Source organism: Oceanobacillus sp. Castelsardo (genome assembly GCF_001659985.1).
In the GTDB taxonomy this organism is placed as follows: domain Bacteria; phylum Bacillota; class Bacilli; order Bacillales; family Amphibacillaceae; genus Oceanobacillus.
This window is the reverse complement of sequence record NZ_LYCS01000010.1, coordinates 101702-117532: the sequence shown is the minus strand read 5'-3', so window position 1 is coordinate 117532 and position 15831 is coordinate 101702. Positions and strand designations below refer to the sequence as shown.

The window sequence follows — 15831 nt, the reverse complement described above, 5'->3', positions numbered from 1 at the left end:
CAAGGGTTCGAATCCCTTGCTCTCCGCCAGTACATAGTTGGCCCGTTGGTCAAGCGGTTAAGACACCGCCCTTTCACGGCGGTAACACGGGTTCGAATCCCGTACGGGTCACCAATTTCAAGGAAGGCATGTTAAGTACGCGACGTCTTGGGATTCCGATTACTCGTCCCACCGTAAAGGTTTGTCGCACACATGCACTAGCACATCCTGTGCGTCGGAGGATTAGCTCAGCTGGGAGAGCACCTGCCTTACAAGCAGGGGGTCACAGGTTCGAGCCCTGTATCCTCCACCATTAAAAATTAATTTGTTTTTCTTATATCGCGGGGTGGAGCAGTCTGGTAGCTCGTCGGGCTCATAACCCGAAGGTCGTAGGTTCAAATCCTGCCCCCGCAACCAAAAATGGTCCGGTAGTTCAGTTGGTTAGAATGCCTGCCTGTCACGCAGGAGGTCGCGGGTTCGAGTCCCGTCCGGACCGCCATTTCTAAATTAATAGATTCCATTATGATGGCTCGGTAGCTCAGTCGGTAGAGCAACGGACTGAAAATCCGTGTGTCGGCGGTTCGATTCCGTCCCGAGCCACCATTTGTTGGAGGGGTAGCGAAGTGGCTAAACGCGGCGGACTGTAAATCCGCTCCCTCTGGGTTCGGCAGTTCGAATCTGCCCCCCTCCACCATTTTTATGTTATAATAGGGGTATAGTTTAACGGTAGAACTACGGTCTCCAAAACCGTCAATGTGGGTTCGATTCCTACTACCCCTGCCATATATGGCGGCCGTGGCGAAGGGGTTAACGCACCGGATTGTGGCTCCGGCACTCGTGGGTTCGATTCCCACCGGTCGCCCCATTTAAAATTAAAACTGTTGGGCTATAGCCAAGCGGTAAGGCATCGGGTTTTGATCCCGTGTATCCTAGGTTCGAATCCTAGTAGCCCAGCCAAATGCGGAAGTAGTTCAGTGGTAGAACACCACCTTGCCAAGGTGGGGGTCGCGGGTTCGAGTCCCGTCTTCCGCTCCAAAGAAAATTGAATATAGTATAACGTATATTTTATACGGCGGTATAGCCAAGTGGTAAGGCAGAGGTCTGCAAAACCTTTATCACCGGTTCAAATCCGGTTACCGCCTCCATTTTTGTTTTTATTTTGCCGGTGTGGCGGAATTGGCAGACGCGCGGGACTCAAAATCCCGTGTCCTCTGGGACGTGTCGGTTCGACCCCGACCACCGGTATATTTAGTTTGTTTTTAGTTAATATAAAAAATATTTTTTAGCTCGTAAACCTTGATGTATAAAGGTTTGCGAGTTTTTTCTGTATTTTGAGTATGTGTTAGAAAACGGTAGATTTTTAAACGACTTTACACATTTTTTACACATTGATTTGCACACTCAATCATATCTTCAAAAGTTTTCATAGTAAGCTCTTCATCTTCAACTCGCAATTCTTTTATTACATGAGTATAGACTTTGTATGTTGTTTCTATATCGCCATGCCCTAATCGTTCACTTACAAAATGAATTGTGGCTTTTTTGTATAACAATATACTTCCATGCGTATGTCGTAAACCATGAAGAGTAATAGAATTCAAATTCAATTCAGTCAATAACTTTCTTAATAACATATTAGCATTTGTATTGCTTATGACTTTGTATTTTGAAGATGGACTGTAAAATACCAACTGATTAAGATTTGTTGGTGTTGTTTTTAATAACTTCTTAAAATGAGTCATTGTTTTTATATTCATCTTAATTGTGCGAATTGATTGTTCGTTTTTGGTTGGTCCAAAACCTTTCGGTGAGTTTTTCTTGTAGCCCCAGGTTTTATCTACGTTTATCGTGTTATTTACAAAATCAAAGTCTTTTTTTGTTAGTCCTATAAGTTCTTCATAACGCATACCTGATGTAATTGCTAAAAGCAACAATGAATATCCTAATCCATTTTCGAGATTTTTCCATATCTCTTCGATTAGTCGTTCACTTTCTTCATAGCTTAAATGTTTTTCAGAAGATCTTTTTGATTGAACTGTCCAACTGAGTTCAGTTTTTCTTGTGAAATCGATTTGAATAATTTGTTCTTCAATTGCATCTTTTACACACGCTTTAATATGACCGTTGATTTTAGCAACTGTTTCCTTTGCCCTTCCTTCACCAAGCTTGTTTAAGAACATTTGATAGTCTTGTCTATTGATATCCTGAATAGCTTTGTATTGAAAAAAGTCATTTACTGCTTTTAACGAATACTTATAATGCTCTAATGTCACGGCACTTACTTTTGGCTTTTTGTATAGATTAATCCAATTTTCAAGGAATTCATTGAAGGATATCTTTTTCAATGTGGGGATTATGCCTTTTCCTAATTGAACTTCTACTTCAGCAGCAGCAATCCTAGCTTCTTGTTTAGTACGGAAACCTCCTTTTCTAATTGGTTTTTGTTTTCCACCTACAGTGTAACTTACAGTATATTGAAATGTCTTTCCTCTTTTTTGTATACTTGCCATTATATTCCACCTCTTTAATTTTAGATAAGGTGGTCTTTGGGTCCACCTTATCATAAACATATTATATATTTTTGTATAGCTTTGTTAATAATTGAAAGTATTGGATTAATATATATTCATTGTTAATCATGCGAAGCTTAGAAGATAAGAAATTGCGTTTACTTCATCTCTATCAACTCCTAGATCAAGAAATATAAAAATTGTAATACTCTACTTTCTGCAATCTTTAATTTATTATTTTCTTCCCTATTAGATGGAGAGATTTTCTATCAAAAAAATATAATGATAGCTTGCCATAGTTTAGCGCCCTAACCTAACTAAATATTTCATTGAAATTTTTATCAAGGAATTCAGCCATCTTTATTGCTTGAAATGACCATGTCTGACCTTGGATTTTTGGATAATAGACAAATCCTCCATTTGTAGAGTCTAAAATCGTTTTGAATTTAGGTTTGTATAAGATATTTTCTTTTATCCAATGTTGTTTTTTGTTAATTCGATTTTCTAGATCTTTCATCGTCCAGTAAACCCCGGTTAATGATTGTTTTTTTAGCTCTAACAGTTCAACCTTTTTAATCAGAATTGAATCTTTTGGTACTAATATTTCAATATCTAAGTGTAATTTTTGTAATGAATCTACCATATTAGAATAATCTTTCCTTTCAACATATATTTTAAAATTGATAGTATACAAGTACGATTGATATAGGTGATCATGCCGTCATGGTTGTAAATGGATAGATACCTATCTTTTTATTGACCAATCATGAAACGACCAAGTTCTCTATGTGGTCGAATATATTTATCAAATGATTTTGGGTCTATGCCCGGAAAACGAGATGCTTGTTCTCGTGTAATAGACACGATAAATCTTGTACTTTCTCGTTGTTCTCCATAAATACAACTACCCCCAATTTAGATTTATAAGATCAAATTTGAAACTATTATTACTTTAACTTATAAGAATTAAGATTCTGCCCCAAAACTTATCCAAATAGGGAAAATATCTTAGGGAGTGGTTTTTTATGGGAAAAGGAAGTTATTACTTTTGATTTAAAGGTTGATACATAAAGGTTTGATAAACTTTTATTTTTTTTCTGTTATACCTTAAAGTATTTTACGTGTTTTAAAATATTTTTTAACTAGCATTAGTTTAAAAAGTGGACAAGTAAAATTGAGAAGTTAATTTGAAACTAATTGAAAGATATAAGGAACATATAAAAGTGGATTGAAAATGTACGCTTTTTGATTTCATTAAAAGGAATGAGCGATATAAATTAAAAGAATTATTCAGATGACAAAGATAGCTGTGTGAGTAATTCTTAGTCTACAGTAAGGGATGTTTTGTTGGGTTATAGCAGCTTTTACAGAAAAGGGTAAACAATTAAAAGTGTGAATTCTTATATAATCAAAAATGTACATTCCTTAATAATCATTTATAATTTGGAAAAACTTATAATTAAAGCACTAATTATAGGGGGTAGATAATATGTCAAAAGAGGTTGACGAGAACGAAGTAGTTCGGTTGTACGTGGAAGAAGATAAAACATTAAGGCATACTGGGGAAATTGTAGGGATTGACCACCACAGAGTAAAAAGGATTTTAGTAAAACATGGAGTGAAGATTGAAAAGAAAAAGCGTTCCAAACCAGTAACAGAAGAGCATAAAAAAAAGTTGAGTGAATCGTTAAAAGGTAGAAGTAGTTGGTTGAAAGGAAAGAATTTGCCTAAAGAAATAATATATAAACAAATTAAAACCAAACTACGGTCTGATATAGATTTTTCTGTATATGGCGATTATGAAAAGTTAAAAGTCTTAATGAAGTTATTAAGAAAACATCGGGAATACATAGGTTATAATGACGAGACAAGAAAAGTCTTTTTAGATCACTTTTATTATGATGAAAATTTTAATGCTATCTATCAGTTATGGCTAGAAAGTGATTATAATAAGTGGATGTATCCGTCTTTTGATCATAAAATACCAATTTCAAAGTGTGGAGAGTGGGAATTGAATAACTATCAATTTTTAACCTGGTTTGAAAATCGAATGAAAGTAGATATGAATGTAGAAGAATGGGAACAATGTAAGAAGCTTGGTAATGTTCAATCTGATTTATTTATAGAAAATATTTTCGCTGATAGAAGTGAAAAAAGTGAATAGAGAATTAATTGTAAAATTGTATTCAGAGGAAGAATTAAAGATTGGAACGATTTCAAAAAGGTTAGGTGCAAGTCCTTCTAAAATTCGGAGGATATTACTTCAATCAGGTGTTTTAAAAGTTAATTTATGCGTAGGAATGAAATTAAAAGTAAAAGAATTATATGAAGAAGATAAAACTATACCCATGATTGTAGAAGAATTGAAGTTAAAGCGCCATGTAGTGAGAGAAGTTTTATATGAACTTGGGGTATATATAAAAAGGTCGAACAGGTTAAGGGCATTTTCAGAGGAACATAAACAAAAAATTAGTAAATCTAAAAAAGGCCAGCCTGGTTTTTGGAAAGATAAAAAAATGCCGGATAAGTCAAATCGTAAAAATATGATTAATCATATGAAATTTGATATTACCTTAGGAGATATAGAGAAATATGGAGATACAAAGAGATTACAAGCATTAAATAAAGCTTTATATAGGGATCGAGTTAAAAAACACTTTAATAAAAAGAAATACTTAGCCTATTTAGAGAAGTTTTATAAAGATGAAGCTTTTAATAAAATTTATGATTTATGGATAGATACAGGAAAAATAATATGGACAAGGTTATCTTTAGACCATATTGTACCCTCGTCTAGAGGGGGAACGTACGATTTAGATAATCTGCAATTTTTAACATGGTTTGAAAATCGAGCAAAAGCTGATATGACTATGAGTGAGTGGAAAGAGTTCAAAAGGGAAACAAATACAACGTCGAGTTGGTTTATAGATGAAATAATAAATCGTCATTAGAACAAACATCTGGTAACTTTTAGCTGAAATTATCAATGGATATTAAAGATTGTGGAAAGTACACCCGAACTATCCGAGGTTTTAGTTGAATAAAGACTGATGAAAACCTATTGTAAGTGCCGACTTTTTATTTCATTTAAAAAGTGTGGTATCATAACTCAAAAGTATTGACACCACATCAGCGTTGTTGTAATATCGGGGTGTCTACTGGTGTTGCAACTTATGACCATAAGTGAATTGCGGAAAAGGGGGTTCATATGAAATATGGATATGCAAGGGTAAGTACAGTCCATCAAGATTTAGAGTCACAGGTACAACAGTTAAAAAAGGAAAGTTGCGAGGTTATTTATAAAGAGAAGTTTACTGGGACGAAAAAGGAACGACCTGAATTTACTAAATTACTGGACGTGTTAAAAGATGGTGATACGTTGGTTATCACTAAATTAGATAGATTCGCTAGATCCGCAGAGGATGGTATAAGTATCATTAAAGAGCTATTTGAACGTGGCGTGAAGGTTCACGTATTAAACATGGGTCTAGTCGAAAACACACCTACCGGACGCCTTATATTAACGATTATGAGTGGGTTTGCTGAGTTTGAACGTGATATGATCGTGGAAAGAACACAAGAAGGAAAAGCTATAGCAAGACAAAAACCAGATTTTCGAGAGGGGCGCCCGAATAAATACTCTAAAAAGCAAATAGAACACGCTCTTAAGCTATTAGAAATGAACTCATATAAACAAGTAGAGGCAATGACTGGAATTAGTAAGAGTACGCTGATCCGTGCAAAGAGAAAGCTGAAAGAGAGGAAACGGTAAAAGGCTTTCAAGGCAAAAGAGATCTAGCAAAGGTTAAACTAATTGGGGAGGAATAAAATGTACAAATATATTAATGAGAATATAAAGAATTGGGATTTAATAAATTATATGATGACGAGAGAATATATTATTATCCAAATGCTAAAGCAATTTTGTATCACCAGAATGATGAATCCGATTTGATTAAAGATCATCCGTTTTTAAAAGAGTATGTAAATGAACAACATACAATAGAGCACTTCGTCAAAGGAACATTAAGCAATAGACAGCCTATTAAAATAGATTGGATTCCTATAGTAGAAATGGAGAATGTTATTTCTATAGCAGTAGAGGAAATTTCAGAAATTCAGGAGATATTAGCTAAAGGCGAGGATGAGTTTGATAATTTTATTAATGAAATAATATCAGATTTAGTAAATGCCACTATTGAAAATATAATCGTAAAACTGAATGGTATAGATGGAATTTTTATAAATTATAAGGAGAAAACGGAAAATCAAAAAAGAGAGAACTTGGGAAGGTCTAATTAACAGGCGGATTATGGAAGATGAACTACGGTATTGAATCAATTAATAAAGTAATATGAGAAAAAATTCAAAAAAAGGACCACCCGAAATCGCTCAACCAAAAGCACGGGTGGTTCTTCTATCAAATAACATATAAGAGCAACCTCCCGCTTCGAGCGATGAAGTTACCGCTAATGTGATGTGTTATCAGCACATCGTCTTTTTTATTATATCTTAAGAAAGAAGAAAATATACCTACACAGTCTAGGACCTTGACTCTAAATGAAGAAGAAGCACTTAAAATCATTAATGCTCCTAAAACGGAAGTAAAAGTTTCAGATGCCTACCATAACTACAATGCACTTTCTAAAGAAGAACGAAGAGATTTCGTTAGAAAAATTCTTGATAAATGGAAGGAATCAACAGATTAAATCATCAATTAATCTCAATTAATTGATGATTTAATCTAGAAATAATGCAGTAATAATTTTCTACATTACTGTACTATCACGGACTTTTAAAAAAAGATTGAAAATAAATTGAGTGGAAAAGGGTAGCTGATCCACTGCTCTTTTTTTGCTTCAAAATTATTCATCTAATTCAGCATAAACAAAGCTACCTCCACCTTGCCATTCTATTTTTTTAGAGATGCCACCCTGTTCTCCTTCAATAACCTTTTGTAATCTTGGTACAGATACTGTATTAATGTAATCCATCTTTTCAATCCCGATATATTGACGTTTCATCTTGTGAGCCACAGCTTGTGTTGTTGCGGATCCCATAAAGAAATCCAAAACAATGTCGTTTACATCGCTACCTATTTTTAATATATGATACATGAGTAGTTCTGGTTTAGGATAAATGAATACTCTTTTACCAAATAAATTTTTTATCTCTCTAGAACTTTGCTGGTTTGTTCCATACTCTGTTCCCCAAAAATTAATTGGAATCTGTTTTACGTCATCTTTTAAATAACCCTTTTTATATGGAACTTCGTTTGCTTTTGACCAATATATGTTTCCAGAAGTATTTAATTTACGAAATGTAGACTCCTTATAAACCCATGGTCCATGTAATTTATTCCCCTTGGGTGTTAGAACACCATATGTATAATATCCCGAACGGTCTAAAACTTTATCTAGACGAAATTTTCCGTTTACATCTTCAAATTTATAAGCTTTATAAGCATCCTCAGATAAGGGCATCTTATTAATTCTATATTTCCTTTTATCCTTGGCAAAAATCATTATATAATCTGTAACATTAGCAATTTGTGAAGTGTTTTGTTGACTTTCTGTACGTCTCCAAACTATTTGTGTAACAAAGTTCTCCCTTCCGAAAATTTCATCACAGAGAACTTTTAAATAAGCCTGTTCTTTATCGTCACAATGTATGTAAATAGCACCATCATTTCTTAGCAATTCTCTTGAAACATCGAGTCTATTTTTTATGAATACTAGATACTCGTTATGTGAAAAGTAATCATTATATTTTAGATGATAATTTCCTGTATTATATGGAGGATCAATATATACAAGCTTTACTTTGTTTTTGAAGCGTGTTTTTAAAGTATGTAAGGCGATTAAATTATCTCCTTTAACGATTAAATTGTCAGTCTCTTTAAATGATGATATTTCATGTACTCCATTTACGTCATATCTTTTGATGTTATTAAAAACCTTAGGTGCAAGTATATCGTCAATTTGATCTTTTGCAATCACATTATGTAGAAAACTATCACTTGAATTATTTAAGGTACAATCTTTAAATGGGAAGTCTAAAACAACATTTGTATTGGATTTAAGATATCTTCCCCCGCTTGCAAGCCCAATATCATGACTATATGCAGTGTAATTGTTTATCCATTTATTTTTATTTTCAAGTAGTATACGATAAACTGTTTTTTGGGAAACTTTAGTCCCGTTTTTATTTAAAAGATTAGTTATCTTTGGACTACCAATTCTCCCATCATTTTTTAGATATATTTGTTTTATTTGGGATGTAAGATATTTTTTTCTTCTTTCCTGGTCACTCTGTGATCTTCCTTCCCACGAGTAATATCCACTTTTTGAAACCTTTAAAAGATCACACATTTTTTTTATAGGAAATTCATCCTTGTGTTTATGAATAAAATCATAGATTTTGTTTTTATTATCAGATAAATGTATACTTTTTTTCAGTATGGCATTTTCTTCTTCAAGCTCTTGAATATATCTATTTTTTGTATTTTTTCTATTGCCACTTCCTAAAAAGGCATTGTTTTTATCAGTTTTATAAGCTTGTACCCATTTATGTAATGTTTGGGGTACTAAATTTAACTCCCTTGCAACCTCAGTTACCTTTTTGTTTCCGTTTAATACTTCTGTTACCGCATAAATCTTAAATGATTTATCATATTTTTTTCTCAAATTGAACACTCCTAAGCCAACCTACTTATAGTACTGAAATCTCTATTTATTTGTCCACTATTTAGACTAATTCTCAAACAATATAGGATGGTTAGTCTATCCGATATAGATTTTTGGGTGGAAAAACAACAAAAATTTAGTGTTTGATAAGAAATAGAGGAGAATCTTAAAAGTTATAATCTACAATGTATTTGAGGTCTTTTGGGGTTGTAAGTAGTAGTTTAGAACAAGTGAATTTAAGTGATTAAGAAAACAAATCGAAAAATTAATAAGGATTAAGAATAAGTCAATAAGAATAAATAGTAGAGATGGAGTAGATATTTAGTAGTTGGGAAAAGAAATGAAAATAGTAGGAGAAAGTTAGTAGGAGGGAAAGTAAATCTGATTGGAAAAGAATTACCCTAAGGGGGAGAAAGAGGTTGTGAACAGAAAAAAGGATACATAACAAGCAGTAATAGACCAGGGAGGAGATATTATCATGAAGAAAATCAAAATTACATTAGAATATGCAGAAGAGATATACAACCTTGCCTTGAAAATGTATCGTAGACAGAACAGAAAGGGATTTAACATCTCAGTGATTAACAAAAACGGCAAGTATAAGGTCGTCCATATGCGAGGGAAGTCGGTAAGGGCATATTTAATTATGGACTACCCGGAGTTACAAAATCTAGTTTATGCTAATTTAAACCGACAAATGCGTAAAAGAGAAGCAATTCATATGCTACATAAAGAAGTAAATAGGAGAGTGGAGCAATTTTTAGCAGAAATTGAAGCGTAAGATAGTGGCTGGGAGAAATCTCCTAGTCTTTTTTATTGAAAGCTCTCCTTTTAACAGTCCATTTTTCTGACCAATTAATGATTTGTTTAAGGTTTTGCAGGGGGATATATATGTAAATATAGGGGCGGGAATAAGACTTGGATAAGAAAAGGGAAGGGAGTTAGTTGATAGAGGGTTATAATGTTTTAGGGGATTAAAGGGTGTACGTAGTAGTTTAAAACCAAAGAAGAAATGGATGGATAAGAAATATATCGAATCAACTTATATAGTGGGTATAATAGTAATAGGGAGGAATAAATCACAATTAATATTAATTCAAATCAATTCGAATAGAGATTAATTAAATGTATTTAGATTAGTTAGAGAAAATAGAGAGTAAGGGGAAAAAGGTAGGAGCTAATCCAAAAAAATATATATACAGAAAAATTAGGAGAAGACAGGAGGTGTCACATATGACAGAAGAAAACAACGGTAATAAAGAGAAATCCGGAGAACCAACGTTAGAAGAATTATTAGCTAAATGTACAGACGAAAGCCGTCATGAAGAGTATTTTAGCAGGCCAATGGGAAAAGAATTGTTGTAAAAACATATAATATAAAGCTGGAGTGGTAGAATTAGGCAATAATGCGGAGATAGAAATATTGAGATTACACTTTATAACTAAAACGGGACCATCAAGGAGGACATTTAATTGTGCTCCTTTTTTGTTTTTAGAAGGAAGATTTTTGAGGCTAGATAAAGATTTGTATAGTGACAAATAAAATAAATACTATGATAGCGACAGATGTTAAGTATTTTAAAAATAAAATGGAGGAGTATGTATAGCAGATAGAGTCAGTCAGGTGAGTTGTCGTCAAAGAGTAGTAAATATATATCTAAGCGATATAAAGCAAGACAGGATTAGGAAAAGACAAGGGGAGTTAATTAGGAGGACTATGATAGGACGATGCTAAGTGAAATGAGACAGGTTCAAGATGAGCATAATCAGTAAGCCCGTAATCAAACAACGCATACAAGAATCCAGCACCTCCTGCTAAGATAGAAATATCAATTGAAGGAGGTGCTTTTCTATGTCTCATGAAGAACTGATCATTGTCCCGGTAACACTCCATCCCGAAAAGAAAGAATCAACGTTAGCAATCCCGCTAGAATCCCCGGAAGCCCCTGTCCCTGTTTGTACGGTGAAATCAGGCAGCCTTGAACTTTCCTTCTTTAACGGCGTGGATGAGCATATCATTCAAACCGTGATAAGGGAGCTGAAAAATGGATGAGGCAAGATTACACTGATGTCAAAAACATTTATTAAGAAATTGATTGGGTTAAACCAGAAGGTAATGAAATTTGATAATAGTAACTTTTTTCTGTATGTATTTTTCCCCGACAACTTTATATAGATAAAAAAATTCAGTTGAAAGTAAAATCGGTGTGAAAAGCGGTATGGGAGGGGGGAGGTTGAACGAAATGGGTTAAATCAAAAAGATTATAATGACATTATTAAACATAAAATCAAATCCGATATATCAGGTTAAGCAAACGATAAATTGAATAAACATACAACAGTTGGAAGTAACAAAAAGTATATTGCCCAGGAAAAAGAGAAAGTATAGTAAATATTATACTGAAGATGTTAATAGACATATAGCTGAAATATAGGACACTCAACTAATGCTGAGTGTCTTTTCTGATGTACCATTAGATAAAGACATATATAAACAAATTGATATCACTGTTTTAAATGCTTATATGATTGTAGACGATCTTAAAAGTGAAGAAACTAACTATCTACTAACAATCAACATACAAAAAGATGGTAAAGTATCAGACGAACAAACAGTAAACATAATTTCATCCAATCAGTTTTTTAAATACATAAGGAACTTACATAAAATTGAACAAGAAGTCTTTAAGAGTATCATAGACTTTGTTACCAAAAACTTTATTAGGCTTTAATGGTGATACTAATAATGTACCAAATTTACTACAGTGAAATTCTTTCAATTTTAGCTTTTTCTATTTATATCAGTCTCCTTTTTATGTCCGGCAATTTTGATGGACATTGTATTACAAGGAAATTGGTAGATCAATCGAAACATTGTTGAGAACATTATGTTGGAAAGTAATTTGGCAAGGAAAGTATTAAATAATAGTGAGGACAGAGTATATTAATACACACCACTGTTACAATGTGTGTTGACAATAGAGGATGGTTGTAATGGTAAATAAATTAAATATGATAATAGATGAAGATGTTAAGCACTTTAAGAGAAAAATGAAGGAATATATTAAGCAGGTAGAGACAGGCGAGAGTCAATCTAAAGATGTGGCATATATTACTAAACGTTATAAGGTAAGACAGAAACATGACGAAACTTATGGAGTTAGTTGCGAGGATTATCATAAAGCGATGTTAAAAGCATTGATAAAGGTACAAGACAGTCATAATAAGACTAATAGGGTAAGGTTATACGTTTATCCTAATAGAATAAGATTGAAAATGGCTAAGACGGATGCACGTCATGCAGATGAGTATTTCGATATCAGAAGAGGTCAAAATGAAGGATTAGAATTATATTTTAGTAGTCCTAGTAGCAAAACGAAGGGTCGGGTCGAAAAAGCCCACATACCTCCTAAAAAAGCGAAACAGGCGCATGTTAAAAAAGTAGAGAATAAATTAAAATCATATATTTTAAGTGTAGATTTAAGAGAGTTGCAAAGCATTAAAAAAGATAATTATTTGCATATACGACTCAATGGAAATTTAAAAAATAAGATTAATGATATAGCAAAGGATAGACGGGTGACGGTGAGTAATATAGTACATCAGGTGTTGATAGATATTATAGCAGGTAAGATTGAGGTAGATTGACAATAGAAGTAGGACGGGAAGATTAGTAGGAAGTAGATAGGGAAGATTGGTAGGAAGTAGATAGGGAAGTTTAGAGGAAAATGATAAAAGATTTGTTAATGCAAATACAAATGTATATAAAAAGTAAATACTTGTTAATACATTACGGGGTGAAAACTATGAGAAATAAAAAAAAATATACAAATACCGATAATCCCACACTAATTGTGAGAGAGGTAGTTGATATAGATGTTAAGAGGATGCGAAAGAATGCAGAGGAGTATTTTTACAGCAATAATCAAAAAAAGGTATTGGTTAATACGCAAACCTTATATCAATATATGACTACCATAGATAGAAATTATAAAATTAATGACCAAAGAAAAAAGACAATCTCAAGAGGATTAAAAAAGGCTGTTTTCAGAGAGTTATTGGGTAATTTTAATAAAGCTGATATAAAAGAGAACGTATATGAAGATAAGATGGGGAATCAAAGTCCATATTTTGCAATTATATTTAGGAATGCTAATTATCTCGATCCTCTTAAAAACAAGAAGAAAAATAATACTGTTGGAGACTATCGCAAAGTGATGACCAGTATGCGATTAGATCCAATCCTTAAACAAGATATCCAGTCGTATTGCAGACAACACGGTACGACAATGAGTAATCTGACTGACCGATTATATCGTCAATTTTTAGCTGAGCAAAAGGATGTTGACAGCAAGATGACGTTGTGATGACATGTCATAACGAGATAATCATCAGTCGTATAGTAAGGGATAAGATTAGAAGTAACAAGATGTTGAAGCCCAGGAGACGGAGTAAAGATGGCGTCTCGCTTTATTGATTGTGAAGTGTTTTTTGTTATGTGTTTAAAATAATGTTGTTTCATCATTGTCATGTTGGAATGCCTCACTCATTCATCCACGCACGCGAGGTAATTAAATCAGCAGTACTTAATAATGCCTGAAAGAAAGAGGTTATATTTAAAAGGGAGAAATAACTCCCATTTTTTCTTCAAGATATATTACTGTGATAGAATAAAAGCAGAAAGATATGCTATGAAAACGATTTATTCAAATATGTTACTAATATAATTGAAACTAATAATGCTCATTTATAAATTAAATTGCTTTAAGGAGTGAAAACAATATGGAGACAAGAATTAATAAAGAAATTAGAAGTACATTAGAAAAATTCGGTGATAAATACTTTATTGAAGACAATGTAAATAAAAGTAAGGTCATTCAAGACTTAGATAGGTATGAAAAACATTTGTTAAGAGAATTCATTCATAACGAAAAAATAAAGGAAAATTTCACGATTGATATCGAAGGTAATATTGTCTTGCAGACGAATAAACTAATTGAGTTATTTGAAGCAGATGAATACTGGCAAGATTCTTATACAAAGTACTCGAAAAAAATTGGTCTAACAGTAAACGGTAAATTCATTGATGAATCGGCAGATGTCGTATTAGATTTTCCATATAAAGATACTGTTTTAAAAGCGAGCATGTCAAAAGAAGATACGGAGAAAGACGATTTAAAGCCGAATGAACCATTTTTAAATGAAATGATTGCAAAAGAAGAGATTGATGTCTTACTAGATAAAAAAGTATTAGTTAATGCGAAAAAGTATAGTCGAGACAGGATGGAAGAAGTTGATCGTTTTAACAATGATGATAATTTAATTATTAAAGGGAATAATCTCTTAGCCCTACATACGTTAAAAGAAAAGTATGCAGGGAAAGTGAAATTAATTTATATTGATCCACCATATAATACAGGAAACGATAGTTTTAATTATAATGACAATTTTAATCGTTCTGCATGGTTGGTTTTCATGAAAAATAGATTAGAAGTAGCAAAAGAATTATTAATGGATGAAGGTAGTATTTGGATCAATATAGATAGTAATGAAAGTCACTATTTAAATGTATTACTAGATAATATTTTTGATGAACATAATTTTATAGCAGATGTAATTTGGAATCATACAAAACAAAGCAAAAATGATGAGCGTTTTTTTTCTAGACATTATAATCACCTATTAGTTTATGCTAAAAGTAAAGAAAGTTTGAGTAATTTCCAAGCTCCACGTACTGAGGAAGATAATAAGAATTATAAAAATCCAGATAGTGACCCTAATGGACTATGGAGAGCTGGAGATGTAAGAAGTCCCAATCTACGTCAAACATTAAAGTTTGATATTATTGCCCCTGATGGGAAAAGAATTTCACCACCAGAAAATGGTTGGAGATGGTCAAAAGAATCAATTGAGGAAAAAATTAAAACGGGAGAAATTATTTTTAAGTCAGATAATACTGGGATTATTCGTAAAATTTACTTAAAAAATCAATCCGGAAGAACTCCAGAAAATATTTGGTTGGAATCTGGTACAACTCGAGAAGCAAATCAAGAATTAAAATCATTGTTTGGAAAAGCTACTTTTTCAACTCCTAAGCCAGAAAAATTAATACATAAGATTATCCAATTAGCATCGAACGAAGGTGATATAGTATTAGATTTCTTTATGGGTTCAGGGACTACACAAGCGGTTGCACATAAAATGAACCGTCAATATATAGGGATTGAGCAAATGAACTATATTAACACCGTTTCCGTTCCGCGTCTTCAAAAAGTAATTGAAGGTGAACAAGGTGGTATTTCAAAAGATGTTGATTGGCAGGGTGGCGAAAGTTTTGTCTATGTTGAGTTAATAGAGAAAAACAGAGGTTTTTTAAATTCTATTAGGGGTGCAGAAAATCAAAATCAATTGCGTGAAGTATTCGAATTTATGCTTAAAGAAGCAGAAATTGATTTTAAAGTTGATTTAGAAAAAGTAAAAGAGACGTTACATGAATTATCATTAGATGACCAGAAACGAACGTTAATAAAAATCATAGATAAAAACCAACTCTACTATAATTATTCAGAGATAGACGACGAAAATGTTCGTGATTTAATTTCCGATAATGACTATGCTTTCAATAAAAGTTTTTATGAAGAAAGTGGTGAATAATC

General features: G+C 32.8%; 14 protein-coding genes and 12 tRNA genes. 23 read left to right on the top strand and 3 right to left on the bottom strand.

Features of this window, described 5'->3' with window-relative positions; translation table 11 throughout:
* Positions 1-39 precede the first annotated feature (39 nt).
* From A9178_RS15380 to A9178_RS15325, 12 genes are all read left to right on the top strand, one after another.
* Positions 40-114, top strand: a tRNA-Glu gene (locus tag A9178_RS15380).
* Positions 115-216: 102 nt separating this feature from the next.
* Positions 217-292: transfer RNA gene (locus tag A9178_RS15375), tRNA-Val, on the top strand.
* A 27-nt stretch (positions 293-319) separates the two neighbouring features.
* A tRNA-Met gene (locus A9178_RS15370) sits at positions 320-396 on the top strand.
* A 5-nt stretch (positions 397-401) separates the two neighbouring features.
* Positions 402-478, top strand: a tRNA-Asp gene (locus A9178_RS15365).
* Positions 479-506: 28 nt separating this feature from the next.
* A tRNA-Phe gene (locus A9178_RS15360) sits at positions 507-582 on the top strand.
* A 6-nt stretch (positions 583-588) separates the two neighbouring features.
* Positions 589-673, top strand: a tRNA-Tyr gene (locus A9178_RS15355).
* 15 nt (positions 674-688) lie between these two features.
* A tRNA-Trp gene (locus tag A9178_RS15350) sits at positions 689-762 on the top strand.
* A 6-nt stretch (positions 763-768) separates the two neighbouring features.
* A tRNA-His gene (locus tag A9178_RS15345) sits at positions 769-844 on the top strand.
* 17 nt (positions 845-861) lie between these two features.
* Positions 862-936 (top strand) — tRNA-Gln (locus tag A9178_RS15340).
* Between the two features lie 3 nt (positions 937-939).
* Positions 940-1014 (top strand) — tRNA-Gly (locus A9178_RS15335).
* 36 nt (positions 1015-1050) lie between these two features.
* Positions 1051-1124 (top strand) — tRNA-Cys (locus A9178_RS15330).
* Between the two features lie 16 nt (positions 1125-1140).
* Positions 1141-1224, top strand: a tRNA-Leu gene (locus A9178_RS15325).
* Positions 1225-1349: 125 nt separating this feature from the next.
* Here the strand turns inward: A9178_RS15325 and A9178_RS15320 are convergent.
* Together A9178_RS15320 and A9178_RS15315 are read right to left on the bottom strand one after the other, a co-directional pair.
* On the bottom strand, positions 1350-2489 hold the full coding sequence (locus tag A9178_RS15320; RefSeq protein WP_068676860.1) for a tyrosine-type recombinase/integrase: 1140 nt from the start codon (positions 2487-2489) through the stop codon (positions 1350-1352).
* A gap of 313 nt (positions 2490-2802) precedes the next feature.
* Positions 2803-3132, bottom strand: coding sequence for a DUF771 domain-containing protein (locus A9178_RS15315; protein WP_068676858.1), 330 nt, complete (start codon positions 3130-3132; stop codon positions 2803-2805).
* Positions 3133-3978: 846 nt separating this feature from the next.
* On the opposite strand from A9178_RS15315, the gene A9178_RS15310 reads away from it, so the two are divergent.
* From A9178_RS15310 to A9178_RS19025, 5 genes are all read left to right on the top strand, one after another.
* Positions 3979-4653 carry an HNH endonuclease signature motif containing protein gene (locus A9178_RS15310; protein WP_068676856.1) on the top strand — a complete coding sequence of 225 codons (675 nt, stop codon included), beginning with the start codon at positions 3979-3981 and terminating at the stop codon, positions 4651-4653.
* Positions 4646-5440: an HNH endonuclease signature motif containing protein gene (locus A9178_RS19230; protein WP_068676854.1), complete on the top strand. Its 795-nt coding sequence runs from the start codon at positions 4646-4648 to the stop codon at positions 5438-5440. Before A9178_RS15310 ends, A9178_RS19230 begins: the two co-directional genes overlap by 8 nt.
* A gap of 257 nt (positions 5441-5697) precedes the next feature.
* Positions 5698-6261 carry a recombinase family protein gene (locus A9178_RS15300; RefSeq protein ID WP_068676852.1) on the top strand — a complete coding sequence of 188 codons (564 nt, stop codon included), beginning with the start codon at positions 5698-5700 and terminating at the stop codon, positions 6259-6261.
* 89 nt (positions 6262-6350) lie between these two features.
* Positions 6351-6791: a hypothetical protein gene (locus A9178_RS15295; protein WP_068676850.1), complete on the top strand. Its 441-nt coding sequence runs from the start codon at positions 6351-6353 to the stop codon at positions 6789-6791.
* Between the two features lie 248 nt (positions 6792-7039).
* On the top strand, positions 7040-7198 hold the full coding sequence (locus A9178_RS19025) for a hypothetical protein (RefSeq protein ID WP_156520781.1): 159 nt from the start codon (positions 7040-7042) through the stop codon (positions 7196-7198).
* A 156-nt stretch (positions 7199-7354) separates the two neighbouring features.
* On the opposite strand, the gene A9178_RS15290 is transcribed toward A9178_RS19025, so the two are convergent.
* Positions 7355-9175 carry a DNA methyltransferase gene (locus tag A9178_RS15290; protein WP_068676848.1) on the bottom strand — a complete coding sequence of 607 codons (1821 nt, stop codon included), beginning with the start codon at positions 9173-9175 and terminating at the stop codon, positions 7355-7357.
* A gap of 478 nt (positions 9176-9653) precedes the next feature.
* Between A9178_RS15290 and A9178_RS15285 the strand changes: the two genes are divergently transcribed.
* The 6 genes from A9178_RS15285 to A9178_RS15260 all read left to right on the top strand — a co-directional run bounded on the left by A9178_RS15285 (position 9654) and on the right by A9178_RS15260 (position 15829).
* Positions 9654-9956 carry a hypothetical protein gene (locus tag A9178_RS15285; RefSeq protein WP_068676842.1) on the top strand — a complete coding sequence of 101 codons (303 nt, stop codon included), beginning with the start codon at positions 9654-9656 and terminating at the stop codon, positions 9954-9956.
* Between the two features lie 452 nt (positions 9957-10408).
* Positions 10409-10540: an AbrB/MazE/SpoVT family DNA-binding domain-containing protein gene (locus tag A9178_RS19520; protein ID WP_255376727.1), complete on the top strand. Its 132-nt coding sequence runs from the start codon at positions 10409-10411 to the stop codon at positions 10538-10540.
* A gap of 487 nt (positions 10541-11027) precedes the next feature.
* Positions 11028-11228 (top strand): hypothetical protein, encoded by a 201-nt coding sequence (locus A9178_RS15280; protein WP_068676841.1) that lies wholly within the window; start codon positions 11028-11030, stop codon positions 11226-11228.
* Between the two features lie 941 nt (positions 11229-12169).
* Positions 12170-12823 carry a hypothetical protein gene (locus A9178_RS15270; RefSeq protein WP_068676838.1) on the top strand — a complete coding sequence of 218 codons (654 nt, stop codon included), beginning with the start codon at positions 12170-12172 and terminating at the stop codon, positions 12821-12823.
* A 158-nt stretch (positions 12824-12981) separates the two neighbouring features.
* Positions 12982-13542 (top strand): hypothetical protein, encoded by a 561-nt coding sequence (locus A9178_RS15265; RefSeq protein WP_156520780.1) that lies wholly within the window; start codon positions 12982-12984, stop codon positions 13540-13542.
* Positions 13543-13957: 415 nt separating this feature from the next.
* A complete protein-coding gene (locus A9178_RS15260) occupies positions 13958-15829 on the top strand; it encodes a site-specific DNA-methyltransferase (protein ID WP_068676834.1) in 1872 nt (623 codons plus the stop codon).
* Positions 15830-15831: the final 2 nt, after the last annotated feature.

Coding starts and splice junctions, on each gene's coding strand:
- A9178_RS15300 (WP_068676852.1), top strand. CDS start 5,698: ATGAAATATGGATATGCAAGGGTAAGTACAGTCCATCAAGATTTAGAG.
- A9178_RS15285 (WP_068676842.1), top strand. CDS start 9,654: ATGAAGAAAATCAAAATTACATTAGAATATGCAGAAGAGATATACAAC.
- A9178_RS19520 (WP_255376727.1), top strand. CDS start 10,409: ATGACAGAAGAAAACAACGGTAATAAAGAGAAATCCGGAGAACCAACG.
- A9178_RS15280 (WP_068676841.1), top strand. CDS start 11,028: ATGTCTCATGAAGAACTGATCATTGTCCCGGTAACACTCCATCCCGAA.
- A9178_RS15260 (WP_068676834.1), top strand. CDS start 13,958: ATGGAGACAAGAATTAATAAAGAAATTAGAAGTACATTAGAAAAATTC.
- A9178_RS15310 (WP_068676856.1), top strand. CDS start 3,979: ATGTCAAAAGAGGTTGACGAGAACGAAGTAGTTCGGTTGTACGTGGAA.
- A9178_RS15265 (WP_156520780.1), top strand. CDS start 12,982: ATGAGAAATAAAAAAAAATATACAAATACCGATAATCCCACACTAATT.
- A9178_RS15320 (WP_068676860.1), bottom strand. CDS start 2,489: ATGGCAAGTATACAAAAAAGAGGAAAGACATTTCAATATACTGTAAGT.
- A9178_RS15315 (WP_068676858.1), bottom strand. CDS start 3,132: ATGGTAGATTCATTACAAAAATTACACTTAGATATTGAAATATTAGTA.
- A9178_RS15270 (WP_068676838.1), top strand. CDS start 12,170: ATGGTAAATAAATTAAATATGATAATAGATGAAGATGTTAAGCACTTT.